Origin of the sequence: Paenibacillus ottowii (assembly GCF_006874425.1) — a bacterium.
Classification (GTDB): domain Bacteria; phylum Bacillota; class Bacilli; order Paenibacillales; family Paenibacillaceae; genus Paenibacillus; species Paenibacillus ottowii.
On record NZ_VIJZ01000004.1, the window covers coordinates 19,727 to 43,328 of the forward strand.

The 23,602-nt window shown below is 40.9% G+C and carries 23 protein-coding genes; 17 read left to right on the forward strand and 6 right to left on the reverse strand.

What is annotated here, in order from left to right; all coding sequences use genetic code 11:
• Positions 1 to 921 precede the first annotated feature (921 nt).
• A complete protein-coding gene (locus FKV70_RS10135) occupies positions 922 to 1,359 on the reverse strand; it encodes a hypothetical protein (protein ID WP_064796253.1) in 438 nt (145 codons plus the stop codon).
• A gap of 223 nt (positions 1,360 to 1,582) precedes the next feature.
• On the opposite strand from FKV70_RS10135, the gene FKV70_RS10140 reads away from it, so the two are divergent.
• The 4 genes from FKV70_RS10140 (at position 1,583) to FKV70_RS10155 (ending at position 4,806) form a co-directional block, all read left to right on the forward strand.
• Positions 1,583 to 2,998 carry a helix-turn-helix domain-containing protein gene (locus tag FKV70_RS10140; RefSeq protein ID WP_142612760.1) on the forward strand — a complete coding sequence of 472 codons (1,416 nt, stop codon included), beginning with the start codon at positions 1,583 to 1,585 and terminating at the stop codon, positions 2,996 to 2,998.
• 168 nt (positions 2,999 to 3,166) lie between these two features.
• A complete protein-coding gene (locus FKV70_RS27100; RefSeq protein ID WP_425280348.1) occupies positions 3,167 to 3,367 on the forward strand; it encodes a hypothetical protein in 201 nt (66 codons plus the stop codon).
• A gap of 83 nt (positions 3,368 to 3,450) precedes the next feature.
• Positions 3,451 to 3,870 (forward strand): hypothetical protein, encoded by a 420-nt coding sequence (locus FKV70_RS10150; RefSeq protein ID WP_142612761.1) that lies wholly within the window; start codon positions 3,451 to 3,453, stop codon positions 3,868 to 3,870.
• 3 nt (positions 3,871 to 3,873) lie between these two features.
• Positions 3,874 to 4,806 (forward strand): fibronectin type III domain-containing protein, encoded by a 933-nt coding sequence (locus FKV70_RS10155; RefSeq protein ID WP_244310705.1) that lies wholly within the window; start codon positions 3,874 to 3,876, stop codon positions 4,804 to 4,806.
• Positions 4,807 to 4,974: 168 nt separating this feature from the next.
• On the opposite strand, the gene FKV70_RS10160 is transcribed toward FKV70_RS10155, so the two are convergent.
• Positions 4,975 to 5,316: a hypothetical protein gene (locus tag FKV70_RS10160; protein WP_244310706.1), complete on the reverse strand. Its 342-nt coding sequence runs from the start codon at positions 5,314 to 5,316 to the stop codon at positions 4,975 to 4,977.
• A 1,092-nt stretch (positions 5,317 to 6,408) separates the two neighbouring features.
• Positions 6,409 to 6,699: a GNAT family N-acetyltransferase gene (locus FKV70_RS10170; RefSeq protein ID WP_142612763.1), complete on the reverse strand. Its 291-nt coding sequence runs from the start codon at positions 6,697 to 6,699 to the stop codon at positions 6,409 to 6,411.
• Positions 6,700 to 7,055: 356 nt separating this feature from the next.
• On the opposite strand from FKV70_RS10170, the gene FKV70_RS10175 reads away from it, so the two are divergent.
• From FKV70_RS10175 to FKV70_RS10185, 3 genes are all read left to right on the forward strand, one after another.
• Positions 7,056 to 8,201: a hypothetical protein gene (locus tag FKV70_RS10175; RefSeq protein WP_142612764.1), complete on the forward strand. Its 1,146-nt coding sequence runs from the start codon at positions 7,056 to 7,058 to the stop codon at positions 8,199 to 8,201.
• A 101-nt stretch (positions 8,202 to 8,302) separates the two neighbouring features.
• Positions 8,303 to 8,602: a hypothetical protein gene (locus FKV70_RS10180; protein ID WP_244310708.1), complete on the forward strand. Its 300-nt coding sequence runs from the start codon at positions 8,303 to 8,305 to the stop codon at positions 8,600 to 8,602.
• A gap of 627 nt (positions 8,603 to 9,229) precedes the next feature.
• Entirely contained in the window at positions 9,230 to 9,592 is a 363-nt protein-coding gene (locus FKV70_RS10185) for a YmaF family protein (RefSeq protein WP_142612766.1), read from the forward strand.
• A 227-nt stretch (positions 9,593 to 9,819) separates the two neighbouring features.
• Here the strand turns inward: FKV70_RS10185 and FKV70_RS10190 are convergent, their stop codons facing one another.
• Together FKV70_RS10190 and FKV70_RS10195 are read right to left on the reverse strand one after the other, a co-directional pair.
• Positions 9,820 to 10,659, reverse strand: a complete 840-nt coding sequence (locus FKV70_RS10190; protein WP_142612767.1) for a manganese catalase — start codon at positions 10,657 to 10,659, stop codon at positions 9,820 to 9,822.
• Between the two features lie 459 nt (positions 10,660 to 11,118).
• Complete coding sequence (locus tag FKV70_RS10195; protein WP_142612768.1) at positions 11,119 to 12,183, reverse strand: HD-GYP domain-containing protein; 1,065 nt, start codon at positions 12,181 to 12,183, stop codon at positions 11,119 to 11,121.
• A gap of 273 nt (positions 12,184 to 12,456) precedes the next feature.
• Between FKV70_RS10195 and FKV70_RS10200 the strand changes: the two genes are divergently transcribed.
• From FKV70_RS10200 to FKV70_RS10230, 7 genes are all read left to right on the forward strand, one after another.
• On the forward strand, positions 12,457 to 13,911 hold the full coding sequence (locus FKV70_RS10200; protein WP_142612769.1) for a bifunctional metallophosphatase/5'-nucleotidase: 1,455 nt from the start codon (positions 12,457 to 12,459) through the stop codon (positions 13,909 to 13,911).
• A complete protein-coding gene (locus tag FKV70_RS10205; protein WP_063213146.1) occupies positions 13,865 to 15,025 on the forward strand; it encodes an HD-GYP domain-containing protein in 1,161 nt (386 codons plus the stop codon). Before FKV70_RS10200 ends, FKV70_RS10205 begins: the two co-directional genes overlap by 47 nt.
• 97 nt (positions 15,026 to 15,122) lie before the next feature.
• The gene (gene yfkAB / locus FKV70_RS10210; RefSeq protein WP_142612770.1) at positions 15,123 to 16,253 is read left to right on the forward strand and encodes a radical SAM/CxCxxxxC motif protein YfkAB; all 1,131 of its coding nucleotides are present in this window, start codon (positions 15,123 to 15,125) and stop codon (positions 16,251 to 16,253) included.
• A 106-nt stretch (positions 16,254 to 16,359) separates the two neighbouring features.
• The gene (locus FKV70_RS10215; protein WP_142612771.1) at positions 16,360 to 17,718 is read left to right on the forward strand and encodes a hemolysin family protein; all 1,359 of its coding nucleotides are present in this window, start codon (positions 16,360 to 16,362) and stop codon (positions 17,716 to 17,718) included.
• A 201-nt stretch (positions 17,719 to 17,919) separates the two neighbouring features.
• Entirely contained in the window at positions 17,920 to 18,144 is a 225-nt protein-coding gene (locus tag FKV70_RS10220; protein WP_142612772.1) for a spore coat associated protein CotJA, read from the forward strand.
• A 1-nt stretch (position 18,145) separates the two neighbouring features.
• Positions 18,146 to 18,613, forward strand: coding sequence for a spore coat protein CotJB (locus FKV70_RS26535; RefSeq protein ID WP_142612773.1), 468 nt, complete (start codon positions 18,146 to 18,148; stop codon positions 18,611 to 18,613).
• Positions 18,614 to 18,646: 33 nt separating this feature from the next.
• Complete coding sequence (locus FKV70_RS10230; RefSeq protein WP_126666898.1) at positions 18,647 to 19,216, forward strand: manganese catalase family protein; 570 nt, start codon at positions 18,647 to 18,649, stop codon at positions 19,214 to 19,216.
• Positions 19,217 to 19,272: 56 nt separating this feature from the next.
• Here the strand turns inward: FKV70_RS10230 and FKV70_RS10235 are convergent, their stop codons facing one another.
• The gene (locus FKV70_RS10235) at positions 19,273 to 19,983 is read right to left on the reverse strand and encodes a GntR family transcriptional regulator (RefSeq protein ID WP_063213141.1); all 711 of its coding nucleotides are present in this window, start codon (positions 19,981 to 19,983) and stop codon (positions 19,273 to 19,275) included.
• Between the two features lie 283 nt (positions 19,984 to 20,266).
• On the opposite strand from FKV70_RS10235, the gene FKV70_RS10240 reads away from it, so the two are divergent.
• The 3 genes from FKV70_RS10240 (at position 20,267) to FKV70_RS10250 (ending at position 23,581) form a co-directional block, all read left to right on the forward strand.
• The gene (locus FKV70_RS10240; protein ID WP_142612774.1) at positions 20,267 to 21,241 is read left to right on the forward strand and encodes an SIS domain-containing protein; all 975 of its coding nucleotides are present in this window, start codon (positions 20,267 to 20,269) and stop codon (positions 21,239 to 21,241) included.
• A gap of 31 nt (positions 21,242 to 21,272) precedes the next feature.
• Positions 21,273 to 22,160 carry a PfkB family carbohydrate kinase gene (locus tag FKV70_RS10245; protein ID WP_142612775.1) on the forward strand — a complete coding sequence of 296 codons (888 nt, stop codon included), beginning with the start codon at positions 21,273 to 21,275 and terminating at the stop codon, positions 22,158 to 22,160.
• A gap of 104 nt (positions 22,161 to 22,264) precedes the next feature.
• Positions 22,265 to 23,581, forward strand: a complete 1,317-nt coding sequence (locus FKV70_RS10250; RefSeq protein WP_142612776.1) for an anaerobic C4-dicarboxylate transporter family protein — start codon at positions 22,265 to 22,267, stop codon at positions 23,579 to 23,581.
• Positions 23,582 to 23,602: the final 21 nt, after the last annotated feature.

Sequence of the window (23,602 nt, forward strand, 5' to 3'; positions counted from 1 at the left end):
GGGGTCAGTCCCGAAAGCTCTTGTTAAACGATGAGTAGGAAATCATAAATCAATGTGATTTACTTCGTCTTTTCAAAAAATTTACAAAAAGCATAACAAGCAGTATACAGAAAAATACTGCAAAAGCAATCACGATCCACCACTGAGGGTCAATTATATACAACACGATTCCAATAAGAAGAACTATTGTTGTTATTGCAATTCTCACTTTCAACATTGTGCTTTTACTTATCCGAGGCTCCAATTTTCGTATTGTAATTTGAATTATTATAGCAAGTACAATGAAAAATATTGAAGTGAATGAATTATAGATAATACCAGCTCCATTTAGTCATTATGCCTATCACATGCTCCAGCGGGGACTGTTAAAGCTGGGAATTAAGAGTTGCTTGTGATGGAGTATCCTGTCTACATCAAGTTTATCGTAATTCCCTTTCCCCTATCTTGGATTTTAAGGGATTGTGCAAGAAGTCCTGCTTCTGACCCTGCACCTATTAATGCGCCAACAACACCCGATCAAACAACTGTTATTACGGAATAGACTAATACGGATACAGTTTCTAAGTAAACACTAAATGCTCTACTGGCTAAGCTAGTAATAGAGGAGCGTACAAAGGTACAACTGTGAGAGAGGTTCCGCAATAGATTTAGTGATGGGTATTAGATAAAGAAAGCCGGAGAGAGAATCTTCTTTTCCGGCTCTTTGGCATGGCGACAATCAGTACAATTACTTGTTCAGCAGCATGAATTTATTGATGAAACCTTCCTTTTGTATAAAGATGGGGGTTTGATTTTCGATGTGAAATCATAATAATATACGCCGCATCCTACTTCCTGATTTTTCTGAGAAGTGCTACCTAAATAATAAACTCCCTGTGTCTCGAACATAGTCACTAGATGTTCCACGATTTTTAATTTTTATTATCGTATTCTCCGTATGTATAAGTCCCAGTTGATTTCTTTTTGATCAGGCAAGATAATATCTTTGATAAAACCTTCGCCGTCATAAATAACTTTTAAACCAGGCTGAGGATCAGGGTTATCAATATGATATACCGGCAGTGATTTGGTTGCTTCTTCGATCTCTTTATCCTGTTGTTTTTCTTTTTCTAGCTCAACCTGTTGTTCAGCAGTAAGTGGGGCAATAGCAGCTTTAGATTTTTGCTGTTCAGGTACTGGAGTTCCTTTTTCCAATACAACCATGTTATTGTTCTCATCATATTGGATGATTGTACCCGCTAACATTTGGTCAGGGATTTTCCCCCCTTTCTCAGCATGAGAGATTGCCGGGCTGACGACTCCCAAAGAAATGAGTAACGTTGCAGCTAGAAAAGCTTGTGGTAGAAATTTTACTTTCAAACAAACGCCTCCTTGAAATATTTGTAAATCCATGAATAGCATAAACAGGTCTATCAATATCGTCAACCTTTTTATGGAATATATGAATATATTCAATAGATTCGTAGGTGGGTATAGGCTTAAAATGCAAAAAAGAAGGTTATTGACAACTGTTAAATTATGAACAACAATAGAGTGCAATAATAAAAAGTTTTGGAATTTCTGTGTGGAAGGTGGATATGACATGAAGCATACACCTACGATTCGAGCAGAATTAGATAGTTACCTACAACAAAAGGGTTTAAGCCTAGCGCAATTCGGACAACTTGCAGGCATGAATAGGGGAATAATAAGTGCTATTGTGTCAGGGAATAAGTCTATGTCAGTTAACCAACTTGACCGAATCACTGAGGCTATGGGTTTACCAGAAGGGGAGTTTTACGATCTGTTTATAGATAACTTCATCATCGACCATCCCCCGAATATGAGGCGAATCGAGCCGTTTTTGTTTCGCTGTGCGGAGTTAGACAGGTTGGATGAGATCCGTCGAGTGGTGGGAGCCATCATGGACAATCTCCTGTATTCACCCAAGCTATTTGAAATTGCAGAAGGATTGTTGGAGCAGGGACGATTAGAAGCGGCATTGATACTCTATGAGGGAGTAGCTGAAACAGAGAGATATCAACACTCTGAACGTTTGGCAGTCTGCCAATATCGTATATTCACGATTCAGATTGGAGACGATCAAAGCCAGAATCTTAAGGCTGCCACACTATTTGAACCCTTCGTGGAACGTCTGGATGAGATAGACCAGCTTGATGCGTTAAAGGATTTAGCTAACGTGTACAGGTCTCTGCGTAAATGGGACAAGGTAGAGGAAATAGCAAAATTAATGAGGGCTAAAGCGGAAATTCAATATAATTTGAAACACGAACATAAGAGTCGAAAACATACTGAATGTACTGATAAGCTAAACCGTCCATTGTTTGTATACATTTCCTATGCTGACTTGCTGTGTGCAGGTGTCTACGAAGCCCAAGGCGATTATCACCAAGCTCTACAATATACATACGCCTATGCTAATTTAGATTGGGTTAAAGAGACAGACGAAGATACCCAACACTGGATTGGCTTGTTTAAGCACTGGTCAAAAGCCAATATTATTGTGAATAAGCTTTTATCCGGAGATATAGAGGTGCTACAAGATTATATTGAATACATCGATGCAGTAGAGGATACAAATCAAGAAGATAAGGTCATCCAACTGCTGAATATTATGATAGCGGCTAACCGATATAATATTGATGTTAGTAACATAATTAAACGCTTTGAAGCGGATATTGTATCATTATCGCAACATTCACCAAGTAATATGTATACTCAACAAGTGGTACCAGATTATTTTGCATGGTGTGGTTACGAGTTGGCTCATTATTATTTACATCGAAATTCTTACGATGATGGTTTTAAACATTTGATGTATTCTATGGTAAGTTATCATACACTAAATAATGAGACTTATTTCATAAATTGTATGGGGCTATTTTTACATTTTCGAGAACATGCTACTCCTGAAATCAAAGCAAATTTTTTAAATCTTATTGAAAAGGTGTGGATGAACAATGTTGAAAAAAATGGCACTGTTGATCGTCGCGGCTAGTTTTTTGTTAATTGTTACTGTACCTATTCACTCGCATGGTATAGAGCCTCAAGTACAGCATGGAGGGGCTTAAACGTAAGTAAAGCAAATCCCCGCTAACCTTAATTGGTCTGCGGGGATTTATACATTGAAGGGATCTCTACACAATCCATCGAATAGCTACTTGAGGTGATCAGCAAGAACTATACATATAAAGTGTTAAAGTCAGATATCAAACAATTTGCAGCTGCTTTAAGCCAGGTAAAGGTATACGTTGTTCAGTCGATGGGAGAAGATTTGATATCGATTATAGACTATGGTGGCACTATAGAAAAGTTTTCGCCTTATTCGGTCAAGATTGCTGGAGCGTATTATATGCGGTTGAATTGAGGGTAGATATGAAAGAACCTACCGGGTTGTAGTCGGTAGGCTCTTTAAGATAGACTATTTCAAAAAAATAGAAGGGGAAAAATATGAAGAAAAGAATTTTTCTATTCTCGGTTTTGTCTTTAAGCATGGCGATTACGGTAGGGGCTACTTCAGCTTCAACAAGTAAAACTAGCGAAAACATCATAATTAATCAAAGATCGAGCGGAGGCGCAACTGTAGGGGAATCCTTTGTTGTCCCTAAGGGATGGGGACATGTTAAACTTCGTATGAAGAATCACTCTGATCATCCAGTAAAGGTCAGTTTAACGCACGACAGATCAAACAAGCTATATATTGATGCATTAGTAATCGCTCCTCACGACACAGTTATCTGGAAAAGCACTGATAAAGGCTTCTCAGACGGTATGCGTTCTGGAGACTACACACTTCAGTGGAGAGGCAGTGATTATAAAGTTAACGGGGAAACGTGGGGAGTAGCTGACTCACAGCCTGGAGACATCTAACTTGTGTATGACGATCGATCACCAGAATTAATTTATGGGAATGACATGGTTAAAATAGCGGATGCAGAAGACTGCCACAAGACAGTGTTAGGAGCTGCTCATAATAAGCCAAGTACTATTAATTTTAAATTCGATGGAACAAAAATTAGACTGATTATCAATATGTCAGATTCATATACTAAAAAAGTAGGGATTAGCATAGATGGTAATGTAGAATACTTTACTGCGTATAGAGAGTCTTGGTCGCATCAACGCTTAGCTTATGAGAAAACAGATCTAAAAAAAGGTGTACACATCGTTAAAATTTGGACTGAGACTCCGTCAGAAAACTATGTAGTTTACGATTACCGATTTGATGCTATAGATATAGATTCTGATGGAACGCTCATTGATTACAATGCTTCACAAATTAATCTAAATGCTGAGGCAGGGAATAGTCAGGTTACACTGAAGTGGAATCAGGTTAAAGACTCAGAAAGCTATACTATAAAATACGGAACAGAATCAGGTAAATACACTGAAACGGTAACTGCTACTAAAGATGCATATGGAAACTTTGTTATTCCCGGTCTGACCAACGGAACAAAATACTACTTTGTTGTAAGTGCTAAAGTGAACGGTGCCGATTCTGAATATTCCAATGAAACATCTGCAATTCCACAAGGGGGAGACAGTCAAACTGACCCTGAGCAGCCAACGGGTAATCGTGCTATTCTGGTAGTCACTATGACAACTGGCTTAGAGAAGGAATTCGACCTAAGCATGAAAGAGGTCAATGACTTTATTGCATGGTACAACAGCAAACAGGCTGGTTCTGGATCGGCTTCATACGCCGTTAATAAACATGATAACAATAAAGGGCCGTTCAGCAGCCGAAAGGATTATATGCTGTATGATCGTATTCTAACGTTTGAAGTAAGTGAATACTCTAAATAAATTTAAAGGCTCTGCCAGCCTTAATTGGTCTGCAGAGCCTCTTTTCGCTAATCATTTGAATTTAGAAGAGAGGCGAAAGAGGACTCCAATGGTTTAGCCGATAGAGTCCTTTTCTTTGTTATGTAAGTCGGATGTATATGAATCCACTTAGTAATTGCTGCAAATTAATTAGAATTGTCTCGCGCTTACCTGGAGGTCCATACTAGAACCGTCCTTGTTATAAATGTATAACTTATATGAATTTGTTTTTTTGGTGTAAACCTGAATGTTCTTTTGTTTCCCAGGTTCGAGTGATAATTCTAAAGGATCTTTTCCGTCGATACCAAACTCGATATAGACTGTTGAACTTCCATTATTTTTAATGAAAACATTGGCGTCTTGTCCATTCCTAGGGTCCATGGTGAAGGTTTTTTCCAATGCTCCTTTTCCAGTGTGATGTATCGGATTAATCAATTGAACATCAAAAGGAATAATAACATGCCCGTCCTGATTCTCAGTATTTTCAATCACTTTAACGTAACCAATATCAGTTCGATTTGATGAAATTGAATCCTGTGCAAAAGCGGCGGAGCTTAGTGATAGAAGCAATGATGTGGCGATACCAAAACACATAATCTTTTCAAATTAAATCCCTTCTTTCTATAATTTAACTGAAAAAATAATTATATATAATCTGTATATCTGTGTACATAGTCACTAAGTACCATATAATTTAGTTGTTAAGAGAATTGAGAAAAGGCAGTCTTATTTGCGTTATATAATAGAAAGCTCTGCCGACAATTAAGGTTAGCAGAGCTTTTTGTTTATTAGACTCTAAACTCTGTAAAAACTGGACTTCGTAATAACCCCGCCTTAGTCCAGTTACGCATCTTTACGCGAGCCCTTATACGTGGTTCCACATAAACATACTCGCGATCCTCCCCAGTTATCAATGATTTAGACACTCCATAAAACGCCTTCTTATGTGTCGGCGTTGCACCCAGCTCAATGATACCAGGCGGACGAATTTTACTACTCTCATTCGGTACGCCTGCAAGCCACACGAATTCCTTTTTACGATAACTTGTTATAAATACGTCAGCATAGGACCAGTTAATGACCTTTAATTCAGCTACAGGCTTAAAATTTTGTCCGCCTTCTTCGCCTGAAAGCGTGACATAACGGATTCAAAATCCGATCCACCCGTTGTCGGATCAACGCACGCAATCTCACCGTTCAACACGATGTCATACGGGAATGTAGCGCTACTATCTCCGGGTATTAGCCTGTGCAGTCGTTATTATGGCGCGTGAATAAGCGTACAATTCCGTTCTGTTGCGAATATATTAAGCGGTGACCGTCTATTTTCGGTTCGAAGATATAGCGCGAATCCGAAAAGGGGCAGTCGCTGTTTCAAGTAACATTGGAGAAATAAACAAATAGACCACCTCAAATTAATTATAACGCTCATTTGTACTGCAGTGAGGCGGTAAGTATTGGTGTCAGCAGAAAATAAAGTATTAGACTGAGCCTAGAAATTGAAACAGCGACAGCCAAGGACGAGAAAATAAAGTTAAACTGCCGCTGTTTTATTGAACTAAAGTATCCCGTTAGCTCAATGTATTAAGCCATTTTTAGTTTGTATGTAGGATGCTCAAGGCCTGTTGCATCATAATATTCATTATGGGTGTATTCAAAACCAAGCTTTCCAAGCAATTTTGCGGATGCTGCATTTTCCGGATGATGTCCCGCCACAATGTACTCTGTTTTAAGGTTATTACGGGCGTATTCTAACACTGCAGATGCTGCTTCAAATGCATACCCTTTACCCCAGTACTCGTTTTTAAGATGAAAACCTAATTCAAACATTTGTGTTCCTTTATTGTATGGCCTTAACCCACAACAACCTATCATTCCACCCCTTTCTAATTCATATAAAGGCCAATATTAGATCTACACTATTCTGTGCTCGTTAGCTTAATGAAGCAACGTCAGTCTACAACTTTATTTTCTTTGGATAAATTGAAAAGCTCTGCTAACCTTAATTGGTTGGCAGAGCTTTTATCGTTTCTAACAGGTCCGTGTTAACTGGTTTATATTTCGTTTTAGCTTCTTCATATAATTTGCCGAGGTACTCAATTGTCGTCCTTTACCAATGTTGAAAATATGTTTACTATTTAATATTTTTCGTATATATTAATATTTGGAAATTAACTTTTCACAAATATTTCCTACAGAACTAGATTGAATTAACAGAGGAGATTATTTCAATGAGTATTTCATTAAGAATAGAACGCAAATCCGGTGGTGAACCAATCGAGTTTGTAAAAGGTGAGGTCATTGGCTTTACTTATAAGAATAATAGTTCCATAAACCTTTCAGCTAAGTCTCCAAACTTGACTCATTCGCTACATATTCGAAGCAAAATTCCGCTTCATTCGCTTCCTTCAGTTGTAGACAATGCGGATAATTCCAATATGCTGTATACATGGGCAAACACAGAATATAAACCTGATATTGAGGATTACTATCGCAAATGTAATATCCAAATCGTTAGAAATGAAAATACAATTCGAGATATTACGTTTACACACGCTTATGTAGATGAGTATCAAGAACAGATTGATACCAGCAAAGAGATCCTTGAGTTTGAACTTGTTTTAAAACAAAAAGAAGATCAATTGGGAAAAATTCAATACAGTCCTCAGTTAGAACCTAAGGAAACAAGAGAAAAGGATCAGTCTGATGTCTCGCAAAAAGTACTGGAAGGCGCATATAGTAAGAATATGTTAGTGTATGCAGGAAATAATACTTTTCCGTTTGAAAATCCGATGGTAGAACTAGAAAAGACTTGGGTGCGAGGCGTAGAGAAGGTAAAGAATTCAACAGATACTGTAATACATTATCCTGATCGTAAAGCATTTACATTAGTAGCTGTTCCTATAGCTCGAAAGAAGTACGGGGACATTACAGCCAATTTACTTCAACATTCACTTGACTACAAACCAGGAAATTTACACTTTAACGAGTGGACGTATGAGGCTCAACAAATTAAAAAATCTAAAGAACATAATATGTATGTAATTGAAAAAGAAGTACAAAAAGCAAACGACAAAAAAGTTAAAGTTTTTTCAAGTTATGGGTCTATTGCAATTGAAAGTGACAAAGATTTATATAACGCTTTTCACAAAATGAAGTACAAAATAGATGGAACATATGTAAAAGGACAATGGGAAATTACTACAATATATTATGATAAATATAATTTTGAATATAATTTTAAACAAATGTTTACTGGGGACAACAAACTCGGTTGGGCTGCGGCCAATCTAACAAATTTAATGGAATCATGGGGAACACTCAATGAGTATACATCTTATGTTACAGTAACTGATACAAAAAAGGCTTGGAAGTGAGGTGTGAAGTGCAGATGAAACGCAGCCACATCTATATCTTGATCTCTCTACTAGTTATAACTACTACTATAATTTTTCTAGCAAATTCTGGAGATGACACGATGAGGAAGTACCCTTATGGAAAAGATACGCTAGAGTTTTTTGGAGATGGGACTTTTCAGATTTACAGGGGGGAAGGAGCGGGTGAGCCTCCAATACTATACACTCATCAAATTGAAGCCCCAAATACAGTGATTGATAACGTTCTGTCTTATAAAATAGAAGAAAATATCGTATACGTGGTTGGTGAAAATAGCTTTATTAAATTAGATTCAAGTACCAACACATACGTGAAAAAGAAACGGATTTCCGATTTTACTCCCAAAGATAGAGAGATATTTAATGAATTAATGGAAAAATAAAAGTAAAGCCTCCAGACTTACCTAGAGCCTTTTTGTGGTGTAATCTGGATTGTGCGACAAAACGGCTATAAAGGGCGAGGTGATGCATAGATGCATATTGAATTTATTACGTCTGATTCTAATGATAGATTACGAGCCGCTTGTTATGAGTATAATTATAAAAAATATGAAAGTGTGCAGTGTGACAGGCGTATATGTAAGAATTTCAACGGAAGATCAGACGTGCAAGATCATCTGGAAAGATCATCGTTTGAAATTGCTGACCAATGATGATGTTACAAAATACTTGATAATGATTTTTAGGCAATTTCTTAGAGACATTCTTAGTAAAACAATAATGGCTACTAATCGTCAAAAAAACATTATATATAATAGTAGAAAAAAATTAAGCTTTCAGTAAAATGTGATACCATTCTTGATAACGAAGCTTTTAAGCCTAAAAAACTGTTAATTTAGCTGTGCGTATAAATGCATTAATCCCCTCCAATTGAGCGGTAGTGTAGAAGGCGAACTTTTTAAGTTCGTCTTCTTTTATTTTTTCTGTGACCGCAGATAGTTGCCTAGCACTTATGTATGTTTGCTTAATAGGATGTTGTGAGACACAAACATAAGGAGGCATACCAACAGATGCAGAAGAATAAAACTGGAGTGAAAAAGAAAACCCTCTCTTCTAAACAGACACAGAGGCATGTGCACGAATTTGAAGGGAGTACAAAACTGGCTGAAGAAGGCGCAGACCGACATAACCACCGCTTTGCAGGTGTTACTGGGCAAGCGATTCGAGTTGGGAGAAGTCATGTTCATGAAATTGATCTTACAAAAACTGATTTTCTGAACCACTTTCATAATCTGAAAAAAATTAGAACAGGACCAGCTATTCCAGTCGGAAATGGAAAACACGTACATTTTGTTACAGGTCAAACTACATTAAATGATGGTCATGTACACCAGTTTAATTTCGCAACACTGATTCAGGCACCTCTTGTTTAATGAGCGGTGGTTTGACAAAATCAAAAAGCTCTGCTAACCATAATGGGCCGCAGGGCTTTTTGCTCTTACATTGATATTGTACTTCTTGATTTAAGACTAGCTATGATTTAATGCCTTATGATAAGCCGCCTGGTTCCGATTGTAGGTATATATTTGTGTTTCATCTTTTTGGGTTAGTGTCACCAATAAGCAAGCTCTAATATTAGGAAGACTCGTCTGCTACTTGTTTATTTATCGAAAGTTTTATGGTCTAAGTCATGGTGCAACTCGGTTGCCGGTATTTTGGCACTATAAATTTGACCTTTGGCAACGGGATTAGAGATGTATACATAGTTTCCAGTTCCATCCGGCGCACTTCCTGTTGCCCACAGGCCTTCACTGGATTCTTCGCCTTCAGACAAGTTCCAAAACTCGTATGCTTCAGGTTGAGATTCCTGCTCTGCTTCAGGCGGAAAAGAAGCTGGTACTACAACACCATTTTTTTCTTCTAATTCTTGGATGGCTGCCATCCATTGATACTGATGATAACGGTCACGTGCTAGCATTTTCCGTAGTGTAGCCCTAACGCTTTCATCTTGCGTCATATGATATAGTCTTGCTACCTGCAATCGGCCTTGACTCTCTGCATGCAAATTGGACCGCATATCTGCCAAAAGATTGCCGCTTGCAACAATGTAGGAACCGTTCCATGGAACTCCAGTTGAACTAGTAGGCAATCCGCCAAGACCGCTCACCAGTAAATGCTGCGGGTTAATTCCTCCCATAATGGCCGCAGTAACAGGGTCTTTGGCAGCTTGTTCCTGATCTTCTGGTTTAGCCCCATCAAGTAATTGACTAATTAAAGCACACAGCATCTCCACATGCCCTATTTCCTCTGTTCCAATATCCATTAACATATCTTTATATTTTTCATCACCACGACAGTTAAACCCTTGAAACAAATATTGCATCATCACGGTCATTTCTCCAAATTGGCCCCCCAAAACTTCTTGTACCTGTCGGGCAAATAGAGGGTCAGGTCGCTCTACTTTCACTTCGAACTGCAACTCTTTTTGATGTCTAAACATAATCAGTCCTCCTATAGGTTAAAAGCAGTTTGGTGAATCCTAACTATATTAACCTGTTCAAGATGCTATAAAACGAGGATCTGCCGCATAACAAATACACTAATACTAGACTGACGAGAGCCTTCATATTTAATCTTTCGTTTCTTCGGTTCGTATAAAAATAATAAAAGAGGGGAGCATATGGTTCACTTTAAAATAAAAACTCAAAGGAGGCTTAAGCATTGTATTGTTTGGAGGAATATTCAATGGGCAAACTCCAAGCAGAAACGGTGGGGATTTGAGTGTTACTGACCCTCCGGAATATTGATCGTAATTAGGCTAATGTCCATAACAAAAAAAGGCTGTCCTTTGTAGGAAAAACCTACGGATTAAGGACAGCCTCTTTACATTTGTGTAGCCTGAGCTTCGATAAAACATTTCGTTCAAACAAAGTAACCGGGTGGCGGTGTTAGTGGCAGATTAGGATTCCAGATAAATTTCATCAATGGATACATGGCGTTCCTTGGCCAAATCGATATATTCATGATCGTTAATTCTTACTAAGGGTCTGAAGTAATCCACAGGATTGTTCAGAATAATTGTTCCTGTCTGGCCTGTATTCAATAGAACCTGCTTATTAATGAAATTCGGAAGCATATGTCTGATGAATACTTGGGTAGTTTCTGGATTCAGATGTCCAAAGCTCATGCTGTGCAGCTCACGTAATACGGTGAGTAACTCCTGTTTTGTCTGATACACACGATTGGAAATCATCGCACTGTATACGTCGGCAACAGCCGTTATGCTGGCAAAAGGATGAATCTCTTCCTTGAACAGTCCATGGGGGTACCCGCTTCCGTCTTCGCGCTCGTGATGCTGCAAGGCGACAATTGCTGAAATCTCATCGCTTGTTGAATTGCGAATAATATCATAGCCATACTGAGAATGTTTCTTCATCTCATGAAATTCTTCGGGTGTCAGTTTATCCGGTTTATTCAAAATTTCATCCGGGATCATGGACTTGCCTATATCGTGTAAATATCCAGCTTTACCAGCCGCATATGCCTCTTCCTCTGTATATCCAAGCCATGTGGCAATGTAATATGACAGTATACCTACTTGGAGAGAATGATTATAGGTATAGTGATCTCCCCGTTCCATAATTAACAGCAGAGATACGACATCTTTTTGACGAGCCAGTTCTGAAACGAGAGGGCCGAACAGCTCATCAACCCGATGTTCATCAAATTTTCCAGTTGAGGAAGCTTTGAGGAACATGCTTTCAAAGCCACTGATCGTTTGCTCCATGAGGGGAACGGCGCGTTTGAGGGACTCGGGGGAAGCTGGAACATCGGGGGCAAAGCCAACCGGAATGCTCGCAGAACCAGCATCAATGTCAATATAATCGACACCGTGCAAAATGAGCTTGGAAATATCATCATGCTGAAGCTCGGTGCCCTGAATCATGACAGGTACACCGTGCCCATTGTATGTATCGGATTTGAGGCGATCTCCCGGCTTGGCATCGGTAACGTGAACTCTCATGTGCTAACCTCCTTATTGTCGTAAATTTGTCGAAAATACGAAACAAACCTAATATATCAAGAATTATATGGGATGACAACGACTAATTTACTATTATTCCAAGCTGTAAAATAGGTCCCAAGGACCCGTCTCTTCTGAGTTATATATAGAAGGCAAATGTCTATGATTTCATTATCTATGTCCACCTCATATGTACCATATTGCTAAATATCATGGTATGCTTAAACATTAGAAGCTCCAAAGTCGATATATAAAATATAGAGGAGGGCGGTTATGGAGATGACGACACGGCAAACGTTGACCATTTTGCATACCAATGATATCCATAGTCATTTTGGCAGTATGCCTTCGATAGCCGCGATGATCAATGAACGAAGAGCTGCATTAGGGGATGCGCTACTTGTGCTGGACATAGGAGACCACATGGATCGGATGGCCCCCGAGACGGAAGGAACGCTCGGTGGGGCAAATGTGGATGTGATAAATCTGACAGGATACGATGCAATTACGATCGGTAACAACGAGGGACTGACTTTTACCCCGGATATGATTGAGCAGGCTTATGCGGGGATCCATTGTCCAGTCGTATGTGGCAATATTACAGAGCGTGCTACGAGGATGATTCCTTCGTGGATGAAGGAATCCCTTATTTTGAACAAAGCAGGGATCAAGATCGGTTTACTTGGTGTGACGGCACCTTTTGCAGAGTTTTACCAATTGTTGGGCTGGGATGTGCTCGATCCGTTTGAGGTGCTGGGGAAGCAGATCGCAGCAATCAGAAAGCAGGTGGATGTAGTAGTCGTGATGTCTCACCTGGGGTTACCCTCTGATGAGCAACTAGCGTCTCAGTTTCCTGAAATTGACGTGATCCTTGGCGGTCACACTCACCATGTGCTGGAGGAACCGCTGCGGATCGGGAACAGCGTTTTGTGTGGGGCGGGTAAGTTCGGAACGTTGCTTGGTGAAGTGACACTAACCCGTAACCATAGTCTTGAACCGTTTCGAGTTACCTCAGGCGGCGTAGTTCCTGTGGATCAGACGCTGCTGGACGAAAAAGTGGCATCGGCCATTTTGTTGCATCGAAAACAAGCAGAACGGGCCATGGAGAGCACAGTGGCAGTAACGGATCGGGAACTGGCGATCGCCTATAATCAGGAGTCCCCTTTCGGGAATTTACTGGCACAATCGGTGTCCCATTTTACAGGAACCCAAATTGCCCTCGTTAATGCAGGCCAACTGCTCGGACCATTGCCTCAAGGAGATATCAGCAAAGGAATACTGCATTCCTTATGCCCATCGCCGATTAATCCCTGTGTGATGAAACTGCGGGGAAGAGACATTCGGTTGGCACTGGAGCAGTCCCTGCTGCCTGAATTTACAGACAAGCCCATGACAGGCTTTGGCTTCAGAGGCAAAGTGCTTGGCACGATGTGTGTGGAAGGATTGACCATTCAGTATGATCCAGACCATGCTCCTTATGATAAAGTGACGGACATTCGTGTAGCGGGTCAATCCTTGGAAGATGATGAGGAATACATAGTGGGCACGTTGGATATGTTCACTTTCAAAGCAGGCTATAAGGTGCTTGCGAACGGAACAGTTCTCCGATTTATGCTTCCAGAGTTTTTACGGGATTTGATTGAAATGGAGTTGAAGCGTCCGGGCGCGATGAAAGAATGCTTTGCAGCTAGGTGGCTTCAGGTATCAAAACAATCGGGAGAGGATTAAGCTGCGACTGGTACCTGTTACATTATTGAGAGCCGGCATGAAGCTGGGCAAAAAAATATACAACGAAAATGGAATGGTGCTGCTCTCGGAAGGTGTTGAGCTTACTTCACGATTGATTGAACGTCTAGGCCAAGTCGGAATTGGATATGTATACATTGAGGATGCTGTGACAGAAGATATCGTCATTCCTGAGATGATCCATGAACAGACAAGAGCCGCGGCGCTACAGGAAATCAAAAAGCAGTTCCAGGGTTTGTCATCCTACTCCGTAGAGCATAAGCACAAATATTTTGGCAAGTCATTTTATAAGGTAATGGAATCCATTCTGGACGATATTGGAGGCCGCCAGGATGCCGTCATTATGTTAATGGATATTGGGGCCGCGGATCAGGATTTGTATCATCATTCTTTGAACGTATGCTTGTATTCACTAGTCCTGGGGATATCCAATGGTTACGATAATAACCAGCTCATGGAGTTAGGAATAGGTTCATTACTGCACGATATCGGTAAAATGAAGATTTCACCTCAAGTGCTCTATAAGCCGGGCAAATTGACGGACGAGGAATATGAGCATATGAAAACACACACAGTCATTGGTTATAAGCTCCTTAAAGACGAACCCGGGATTCCCTTGCTGTCGGCTCATTGTGCATTACAGCATCATGAACGTATTGACGGCAGTGGATATCCAAACGGCTGGAAAAAGGATCAAATTCACGAATATGCAAAATGGATCGGTCTGGCGGACTCATATGATGCCATGACAGCGAGTCGAATTTACAAGCAGGCTTTGCTGCCTTATGAAGCGATGGAGGTGCTATACGCAGGGGCAGGAACGTTGTATGAGCAACGGATGCTGGAAGCCTTTCGTGACTGTGTAGCTATTTATCCTCTGGGGCTGTCTGTGGTGCTCAATACGGGAGAAGAGGGAGTCGTAGTGCGTATACATCCCAAAATCCCGCAAAGGCCTGTCGTTCGTATTGTAAGAGACCGGGATGGGCAGGAACTGAAGGCTCCTTATGATGTGGATTTGTCTGTATCTCTTTCTGTAATGATTACAAACACATTGGGCGCTGCTACCGGTCCTTTCGGTGGAGTACACGTAGATTAGCAGATGATTTGGAAGAAAGCATGCAGACACTTTACTCATCATGATATGATAATTATATGTCTTTTAAGGTTAATAACAGAAATAAGGTGAAAACATAATGACAGTTCTACAAAATAACACGCTGCCCCAAATATCGCCAACCTATGATCCGTGGGACCCGATTGTCTCACTGCGTACACATGGCCGTCATTTGCTTACCAGTGTGGAAATGACCGTAACACATTTATGTAATATGCGCTGTGAGCATTGCGCTGTCGGCGACATGCTGGTTATGAAGGAGGCTCCTTTCCTTCCTTTAGACCTAATGCTGAAGCGGCTGGATGAAGTTGAGCATCTGGAGACTATTAGTATTACAGGCGGAGAGCCAGCTTTGCTGGATAAAACAGTGGACGAAGTGATTGTGCCGCTGTTGAAATATGCCAAGGAGCGCGGTATTCGTTCGCAAATCAACTCCAACCTGACATTGGATATCCGTCGATATGAGAAGATGCTTCCGTATCTGGATGTCATGCATATTTCGTTTAATTATCTGAATGCGGACGATTTTTATGAAGTTGGATTTGCCAATACTGGACGTCCGACCCCACGCGCGGGTGCTGTTCGCCTGTATGAAACAATGATCGAGAATGCACGCAGATTGAGCGAAATGGGCATGTTCATTTCAGCCGAGTCCATGATTAATTATCGGACACACACGAAGCTGGAGGGCATTCATCAGTTGATTAACGAAATGGGGTGCCGACGGCATGAGGTTCATCCGATGTACGCGTCGAATTTTGCCTCTGCGTTGCCTGTACTTTCTCTCGATGATATGCGGAAATCGATTGATAAGCTGCTGGATGTACGAAATCAGGACATGTGGATGTTGTTTGGTACATTACCATTCTTTGCTTGTTCGGACCGGGAGGAAGACCGCAAATTGCTTCGCCGTTTGAGACAGGAGCCGAATATTACGGTGCGTAACGATCCGGACGGAAGAAACCGTGTAAATGTGAATATGTTCACGGGGAGCGTATATGTAACGGATTTTGCAGACATTCCAGCTTTCGGAAACATTCAGGAAAGCAGTCTGGATAATATCTTTGGTGAATGGCTGAATGAGCATCCGTTGAATCAGACCGTGAACTGTCATTGTGATGCGGCTGCGTGTTGCGGACCGAATCTACTCGTAGCAGATATGTATTACAAGGGTGTAGACTTTAAATCAAGAAAAGCATTGCAATTATAAGCATTTTTACATGATTCCAATTACAGTTTCCAATCATAAATACGGAATTGAAAAGCTTGCGAGTCGAATGATGCAGAATGCTAACTAAAGAAATGGGGAGTTCGTATTGGATGGTCATACCGAGTTTCATTGGGGATTGCTAGGGGTGAATCTCTTCTTGGTACTGCTGCTTGTCTTTCTAAACGGTGTTTTTGTGGCCGCAGAATTTTCGCTGGTCAAAATGCGCCAATCCCGATTGACGCAGCTCCAAAGTGAGGGTCATCGCCTGGCAGGCTATGCGTTGAAGGTGAACAAAAAGTTGGATGCTTATCTGTCTGCCACCCAATTGGGCATTACGCTGGCTTCATTGGGGTTAGGTTGGATTGGTGAGCCAGCAGTATCCGGCTACCTGATAGAGCCACTCATGCACAAACTCGGTGTAACTGACGGTACACTGATTACAACGGTATCCGTTGTCGTCGGATTTTGCGTCATTACTTTTTTGCATATTGTATTGGGCGAGCTGGCTCCCAAGTCTTTGGCGATTCAAAAAACCGAAGGTGTGGCGTTGGTTTTATCGGCGCCCTTGCTGCTGTTTTATAAGGTCTTTCTGCCTGTAATCTGGGTGTTGAATGCTGCCGCAAACATGCTGTTACGGGCATTCGGCATTCAGCCGGCGAGTGAAGCTGAAGCGGCACATTCGGAGGAAGAGATCCGGATATTGATGAATCAGAGCGCCAAAAGCGGTGTAATTGATAAGGATGAAATCAAGCTGATGGATAATATCTTTGATTTTTCCGACTTGCTTGCTCGTGAGATCATGTTGCCGCGTACGGATATGGATTGCTTGTACACGAATTTATCGTTTAAGGAAAATCTGAAAATTATCAGTGACACCAAGCATTCCCGTTATCCGGTAGCGGTGGAGGATAAGGATCAGATCATCGGTTTTGTCCATATTACAGATCTTCTGTTAGCCGAGCAGGGCGAGCAACTGGATCTGGCCTCGGTGGTGCGTCCTATTCTGAATGTGCCTGAGTCCATGGAAGTAAGCCATGTGCTGCGTCTTATGCAGAAAAAACATTCCCAAATGACTCTCGTGGTGGATGAATACGGGGGGACCGCCGGTCTGCTAACAGCGGAGGAAATTCTGGAGGAAATCGTCGGGGATCTCTATGATGAGTTTGAGGATGAACGTCCAAGCGTGGAAATGAAGGAAGACTTCATCTCGGTGGACGGCCGTATGCTCATAGAGGATGTGAATGATTTGACTGGAGTGAACATTGAGGACGACGAGGTGGATTCCATCGGAGGTTGGCTGTTCAAGGAATTGGAAGGCAGTCCGGTGAAAGGGAAGAAAATAGAGTTCTATAATCTGACCTTTGAAGTGGAGGAAGCAACAAGGCTTCGTATCATGAGAGTGAAAATTCACCGCAAACCTGATCTGGTCAATGAAGATGAGCTTTCTAGCGATAAGGAATCCTGATCCACAGAGAATAACATGATCAGTTCAGATAAAAAAGTTATATAGAGTGCTAAGAAAGAGCCTATAAATCCACATTACCGTGGTTTTATAGGCTCTTTTTGAGTTTTATTTCTTTGAACAAATTTTTCTGTTCGAGACTTGGGCGATGCGGCATATGTTGAATAGTAAAGCAGATGGATCAATTAAAGGAGGTCCCGGCCCGTGAAATTTCCACAGCAAGGTGAGTATGCCCCGTTTGTCGGCCCGTTCGATCCTTGTCCGCCCATTCTATGCAAGACTTATGTGCTTCCGCCGAACTTGTTTGTACAATTTCAGCCCCCTGGTCTGCCGCAATTCAGCCCAGAAGAGGCGCTGACGAAAGGAACGCTATGGCCATTGCTTTACAGTCCTTATGAGCCTAGGAGAAACCAGGGGGGAGGCGAATAACATGGAGAATCCAAATCAAGGTCAGTCCCCAAATCAATTTCAACAGCAAATTCAGTATGAGAGTGGACATCAACAGCCTAGTCAACCTCAAAGCCCCTATTCAAATTCGTATCAATACCAGAACGAGTATCAATATCAAAACCAGTATCAAAGTCAAGCTCAAGACTATAGTCAGCCCAGAATCCCGGTTCAAGGCTATGCGCCTCAAACCAAACCGGGTGATGCTCAATTTTACGCGCTATTGGAGAAGCTCCAAGCGGTGGACTTTGTGTTGGTCGAGTTGAATTTGTATCTGAATACACATCCGGATGATTTGCAGGCTATCGAGCAGTTCAACAAGCTGACACAGGAAAGAACGGCCATTGCTAATGAATACCAACTCCTATATGGACCTTTGCAAAATTTTGGTCGCGCTTATTCCAAGTATCCTTGGGAGTGGAATCAAGCGCCTTGGCCGTGGCAGGTATAAGCAGGTACAACCATTAATAAAGGAGGAACATGAATGTGGGTATATGAGAAAAAGCTGCAATATCCTGTACGTGTCAGCAAATGCGACCCTCACATGGCCAAGTTGCTTATGGAGCAGTACGGGGGAGCGGATGGAGAGCTCGCAGCAGCTTTGCGTTACCTGAATCAGCGGTATACCATCCCGGATAAAGTGATCGGTGTACTGAATGACATCGGGACGGAAGAATTTGCCCACCTCGAGATGATTGCAACGATGATTTATAAGCTGACGAAGGATGCGAGTGTGGAGCAATTAAAGGCGGCTGGTCTGGGCGAACATTATGCGGCACATGATCGTGCGTTATTTTATGAAAACGCGGCGGGGGTTCCTTTTACCGCGACCTATATTCAAGCCAAAGGCGATCCCATCGCGGATTTATATGAGGATATTGCGGCAGAGGAAAAGGCGCGAGCTACATACCAGTGGCTGATTGATTTGACAGATGATGTGGATTTGCAGGATAGTTTAAAGTTTCTGCGTGAACGTGAGATCATTCATTCGCTGCGTTTTCGTGAGTCAGTAGAAATTTTGAAGGGGGAAAGAGACCGGAAGAAAGTATTTTAAGGGAATTTAGCAGGGAGGGCCATCTGCAAATGCAGGTGGCCTTTCTGTTTATAATCTTAAACAATCAACTCGAACCTATCCCCTAATATCAACTGCTTGGAACGATGGATTTTTTGGCCGTCTGGATTACAAACGGTGCTTTTAATACACAGCAGAGGATAGCCTTCCTCAATATTTAAATAGGTGGCTACATCAAAAGAGGCAAATTCCATAACTATATATTTTCTTGATATTCCAAATGTAATCTTATGTTTATTTTTTAAAATATCATAAAGAGATATATTATTTAAATCCTCTTGTAACAAAAAAGAAAAAGAAGAAGGGAAACGTGAATACTCTACAGATACCGGCACATTGTCAGCATACCTGATTCTTTCTATATTGATAACTTTATCCCCTGGCATTAAACCTAAATGTTCCTGATCCGATGCTGTAGCATCTTCAATCACGCATTTTATTACTTTGGCACCAGGCACTTTATTTTGTAATTTACAAGTATCGCTAAATCCAATGGTCTCTACGACATTTTTTTTAATTTTATCTTTTGTAATAAATGTTCCTTTTCCCGGAATACGTACCAAATAACCTTCAGAGGTAAGGGAATCCAGTGCCGCACGGACAGTTACACGACTCACATTATTGGCTTCACTTAATTCTAATTCTGTAGGGAGTTTGTCTCCTGGTTTTAGGGTACCGTTGTGGATGGAATCTAAAATTTTTTCTTGCAGCTGTCTATATAACGGTGAAGATTCTGAATGATCAATCATGCAGTTCAACCTCCAAATCAAGTTTTTATAAATGTATTATATTGTTTTATATCAGCATGCTTATATTATAACAGCATATACAATTTATGAATAGCTTGTAAGCCCTTACAATAGGGGTTTATCCTTTAAAAATCGGGGGGATTGAAGCAGTACTCTAGAAAAAGTAGTAAAGTGTTATTGCCTCATGTATTGTTTTGTGTTATTGTTTTTTTAGAACATTCCAATACATATACCGGTGTGGAATGGAAAACAAGAAAATGTATCATACAAGGAGGAAATGATAATGGAAATCAAAAAAATTATTGAAGAAATTGTAGCAAATAAACAAGAGGCTGGCGGTATTAAGCAGGTATATTATGTAGCTTGCGGCGGTTCTTATGGTGCTTTTTATCCTGCAAAAACATTTCTTGAAAAAGAAGCAAGGGAAGTTAAGGTAGGTCTTTATACCAGTAATGAGTTTGTGCATAACACACCTAGAGCATTTGGAGAAAATTCAGTACTGGTAGTGGCATCACATAAAGGGAATACACCAGAGACTGTGAAGGCCGCAGAATTAGGTAAAACAGCAGGAGTTCCAGTTATTGCATTAACATGGGTTGAAGATTCTCCTATTACAGAACAAGCAGACTATGTGGTGAAGTACACATTTGGGGATGGCAAAGATATTGCCCGCGAAAAAACCATGAAAGCACTAATGACGGCGGTAGAGGTATTAAATCAGACCGAGGGATATGAGCATTATGAAAAATTCCTGGACGGAGTAGGAAAAATAGATCGAATTGTTAAAAATGCGTGCAAACACGTGGAAAAACGTGCGCTGGCTTTTGCGAAAAACCATAAAGATGATTCCGTAATCTACACCATGGCAAGCGGAGCTGGCTACGGGGCTGCCTATATGCAAAGCATCTGCATTTTTATGGAGATGCAATGGATTAACTCTTCCAGCATACATTCAGGTGAATATTTCCATGGGCCATTTGAGATTACTGATGCTGAAATACCATTTGTCATTCAGGTCTCTGAAGGAAGTACCCGAGCTTTAGATGAAAGAGCGTTAAAGTTCCTTAACCGTTATACCCAGAGGGTAGAGGTGTTAGACGCAAAGGATTTGGGACTGTCTACCATTGACAGCTCTGTGGTTGATTACTTCAATCATTCCCTATTTAATAATGTTTACCCCGTTTATAATCAAGCTTTGGCCGTTGAAAGAGCGCATCCGCTTACAACTCGTAGATATATGTGGAAGGTTGAATATTAATCTTTTAGCAACCTTTAGAGGGGATATTCTTATGGAACAATATAAGGTTATTGGCATTGGTGACAATGTAGTAGATAAATATGTCCACCAGGGTATGATGTACCCTGGTGGAAATGCCTTGAACTTTTGTGCGTATGCCAGAATGTGTGGGATGGAGGCATCTTATTTAGGAAAGTTTGGTAATGATCCTATAGCTCAGTATATTCAAAAGGTTATAGACGATTTAGAGATTGAACATAATCATTGCCGGATTTTTGAAGGGGAAAATGGGTATGCACGGGTTACATTGGAAGACGGTGATCGTGTATTTCTGGGCTCCAATAAAGGCGGTATTGCAAAGGAAAAGGCATGGGATTTTACGGAAAGTGACTTGAACTACATTAAAAATTTCTCCGTAATTCATACCAGTCTAAATAGCTATATAGAGCAGGATCTCGCAACATTAAAAAAAACGAATGTACCTATCTCTTATGATTTTTCGGTACGCTGGAATGATGAATATTTGGAACAAATATGCCGGTATGCGGACATTTCATTCCTTTCATGCAGTCATTTAACGGAAGCTGAAAGAAAAAGAGAAATGCTAAAAGCGCAGAAATTCGGTTCAAAAATAGTGATGGGTACTGTGGGGGAAAATGGATCATTTGCTCTCTATAAAGATCACTGGATGCACCAGCCGGCCGTATTGACGGATGCCGTGGATACGATGGGAGCGGGGGACTCTTATATAACCGCTTTTATTGTAGAGATGATTAGAAGCTCTAAAGCCGGCAAGATTTTCTACAGTGAAGATGAGGATATGCTTCGGAGTATCAAAGCAAGTATGGAAAAAGGAGCGGTTTTTGCGGCTAAAATATGCCAGATAAACGGAGCTTTTGGCCACGGCACACCCACTCGTTGTTCAGACTCGGAAGAATAGGCAGGATAAGAATTTTGTAAGCGTATTCAATGAAGGGCGGCTACGCCCTTGTAGATAATGAAAGATCGGTAAAGTTCGTAAAATCAAAAAAAGGGAGAATTCTTATGTTTTGGTTTGAGCTATTGATCATCTTTTTACTCATTTTCTTCGGCGCTAGAGTTGGCGATGTTTTTATGGGCTTGCTCGGTGGAGTGGGCGTAGCGATTTTTGTATTTATCTTTCATATCCAACCAGCGGCTCCTCCCATTGATGTAATGTTGATTATTTTAGCGGTTGTATTGGCTGCCTCTGCGCTGCAGTCTTCAGGCGGACTTAACTTACTCGTCCAGATTGCAGAGAAAATGCTTAGTAAGTCACCTAAGAATATTACAATCATAGCTCCAATCATATCCTGGTTATTTACCTTCTTATCAGGAACCGGGCATGTCGTATATAGTTTATTGCCTATTATCAACAAGCTTGCCATTGATAATGATATCAGGCCGGAAAGACCCATTTCAAATAGTATCATTGCTTCCCAACAGGCAGTAACTTGCTCGCCGGTTTCAGCAGCTACTGCTGCTATGATTGGATTTATGTCACCCCTTGGAGTAAGTTTGGGAACTATCTTGGTCATTTCCATACCTGCTACACTCTTAGGTGTCATTACAAGTGCGGTGTGTACATTGCGTAAAGGGAAAGAATTATCTGAAGATTCGGAATATTTGCATAGATTGGCAGAAGGTTTAATTGAAAAATCAGAAAAGAAGGCTGAGAAAAAAGAAACTTCAAAAGGAGCGAAAGCCGCTGTTGTTCTCTTTTTGGTGGGGGTTTTAGCCATTGTTATTATGGGGATGTTTACTCAGCTGCGTCCATCCTGGGTGCTGAATGGCGAGGTTACTAGTCTATCAATGCCGCATACTATTGAAATGATTATGCTAGTCTGCGCTACTATGATTATTATCGCATGCCGTCCTGCGATTGAAACGATTCTTAACGGGCCCATATTCAGGGCAGGGGCGCTGGCTATGGTTTGTGCCTTTGGGTTAGCCTGGATGAGCAGTACCTTTATTAACGGACAAACCGCTTTTATTCAAGATCATGTTGCTACGATTGTAAATAGCCATCCGTGGATGCTTGCTGTTATCATGTTTATCGTTGCTGCTTTAACTACGAGTCAAGGTGTCACAACATTAATTATGATACCTATTGCCATTGCACTTGATTTGCCTACCTACATCATCATTGGAGCGTGGATGGCTGTAAATGCAAACTTCTTTTTACCAGTATCTGCTCAGTGCCTTGCTGCCATATCTTTTGATACAGCGGGTACGACTAAAATTGGTAAATATGTATTGAACCACAGTTTTATGATACCTGGAATGATTAATATTATTTTATCTGTAATATTAGCTACTTTACTTGGAAGCGTTTTAATATAGCGTCGTGCAAAAAGGGGGTAT

Bases quoted from the DNA above. Each gene is read 5' to 3' on its own strand.
- yfkAB (WP_142612770.1), top strand. From the start codon at position 15,123: ATGACAGTTCTACAAAATAACACGCTGCCCCAAATATCGCCAACCTAT.
- FKV70_RS26535 (WP_142612773.1), top strand. From the start codon at position 18,146: ATGGAGAATCCAAATCAAGGTCAGTCCCCAAATCAATTTCAACAGCAA.
- FKV70_RS10150 (WP_142612761.1), top strand. From the start codon at position 3,451: ATGAAGAAAAGAATTTTTCTATTCTCGGTTTTGTCTTTAAGCATGGCG.
- FKV70_RS10180 (WP_244310708.1), top strand. From the start codon at position 8,303: ATGAGGAAGTACCCTTATGGAAAAGATACGCTAGAGTTTTTTGGAGAT.
- FKV70_RS10170 (WP_142612763.1), bottom strand. From the start codon at position 6,699: ATGATAGGTTGTTGTGGGTTAAGGCCATACAATAAAGGAACACAAATG.
- FKV70_RS10245 (WP_142612775.1), top strand. From the start codon at position 21,273: ATGGAACAATATAAGGTTATTGGCATTGGTGACAATGTAGTAGATAAA.
- FKV70_RS10140 (WP_142612760.1), top strand. From the start codon at position 1,583: ATGAAGCATACACCTACGATTCGAGCAGAATTAGATAGTTACCTACAA.
- FKV70_RS10250 (WP_142612776.1), top strand. From the start codon at position 22,265: ATGTTTTGGTTTGAGCTATTGATCATCTTTTTACTCATTTTCTTCGGC.
- FKV70_RS10175 (WP_142612764.1), top strand. From the start codon at position 7,056: ATGAGTATTTCATTAAGAATAGAACGCAAATCCGGTGGTGAACCAATC.
- FKV70_RS10200 (WP_142612769.1), top strand. From the start codon at position 12,457: ATGGAGATGACGACACGGCAAACGTTGACCATTTTGCATACCAATGAT.
- FKV70_RS10195 (WP_142612768.1), bottom strand. From the start codon at position 12,183: ATGAGAGTTCACGTTACCGATGCCAAGCCGGGAGATCGCCTCAAATCC.
- FKV70_RS10240 (WP_142612774.1), top strand. From the start codon at position 20,267: ATGGAAATCAAAAAAATTATTGAAGAAATTGTAGCAAATAAACAAGAG.
- FKV70_RS10185 (WP_142612766.1), top strand. From the start codon at position 9,230: ATGCAGAAGAATAAAACTGGAGTGAAAAAGAAAACCCTCTCTTCTAAA.
- FKV70_RS10230 (WP_126666898.1), top strand. From the start codon at position 18,647: ATGTGGGTATATGAGAAAAAGCTGCAATATCCTGTACGTGTCAGCAAA.
- FKV70_RS10190 (WP_142612767.1), bottom strand. From the start codon at position 10,659: ATGTTTAGACATCAAAAAGAGTTGCAGTTCGAAGTGAAAGTAGAGCGA.
- FKV70_RS10235 (WP_063213141.1), bottom strand. From the start codon at position 19,983: ATGATTGATCATTCAGAATCTTCACCGTTATATAGACAGCTGCAAGAA.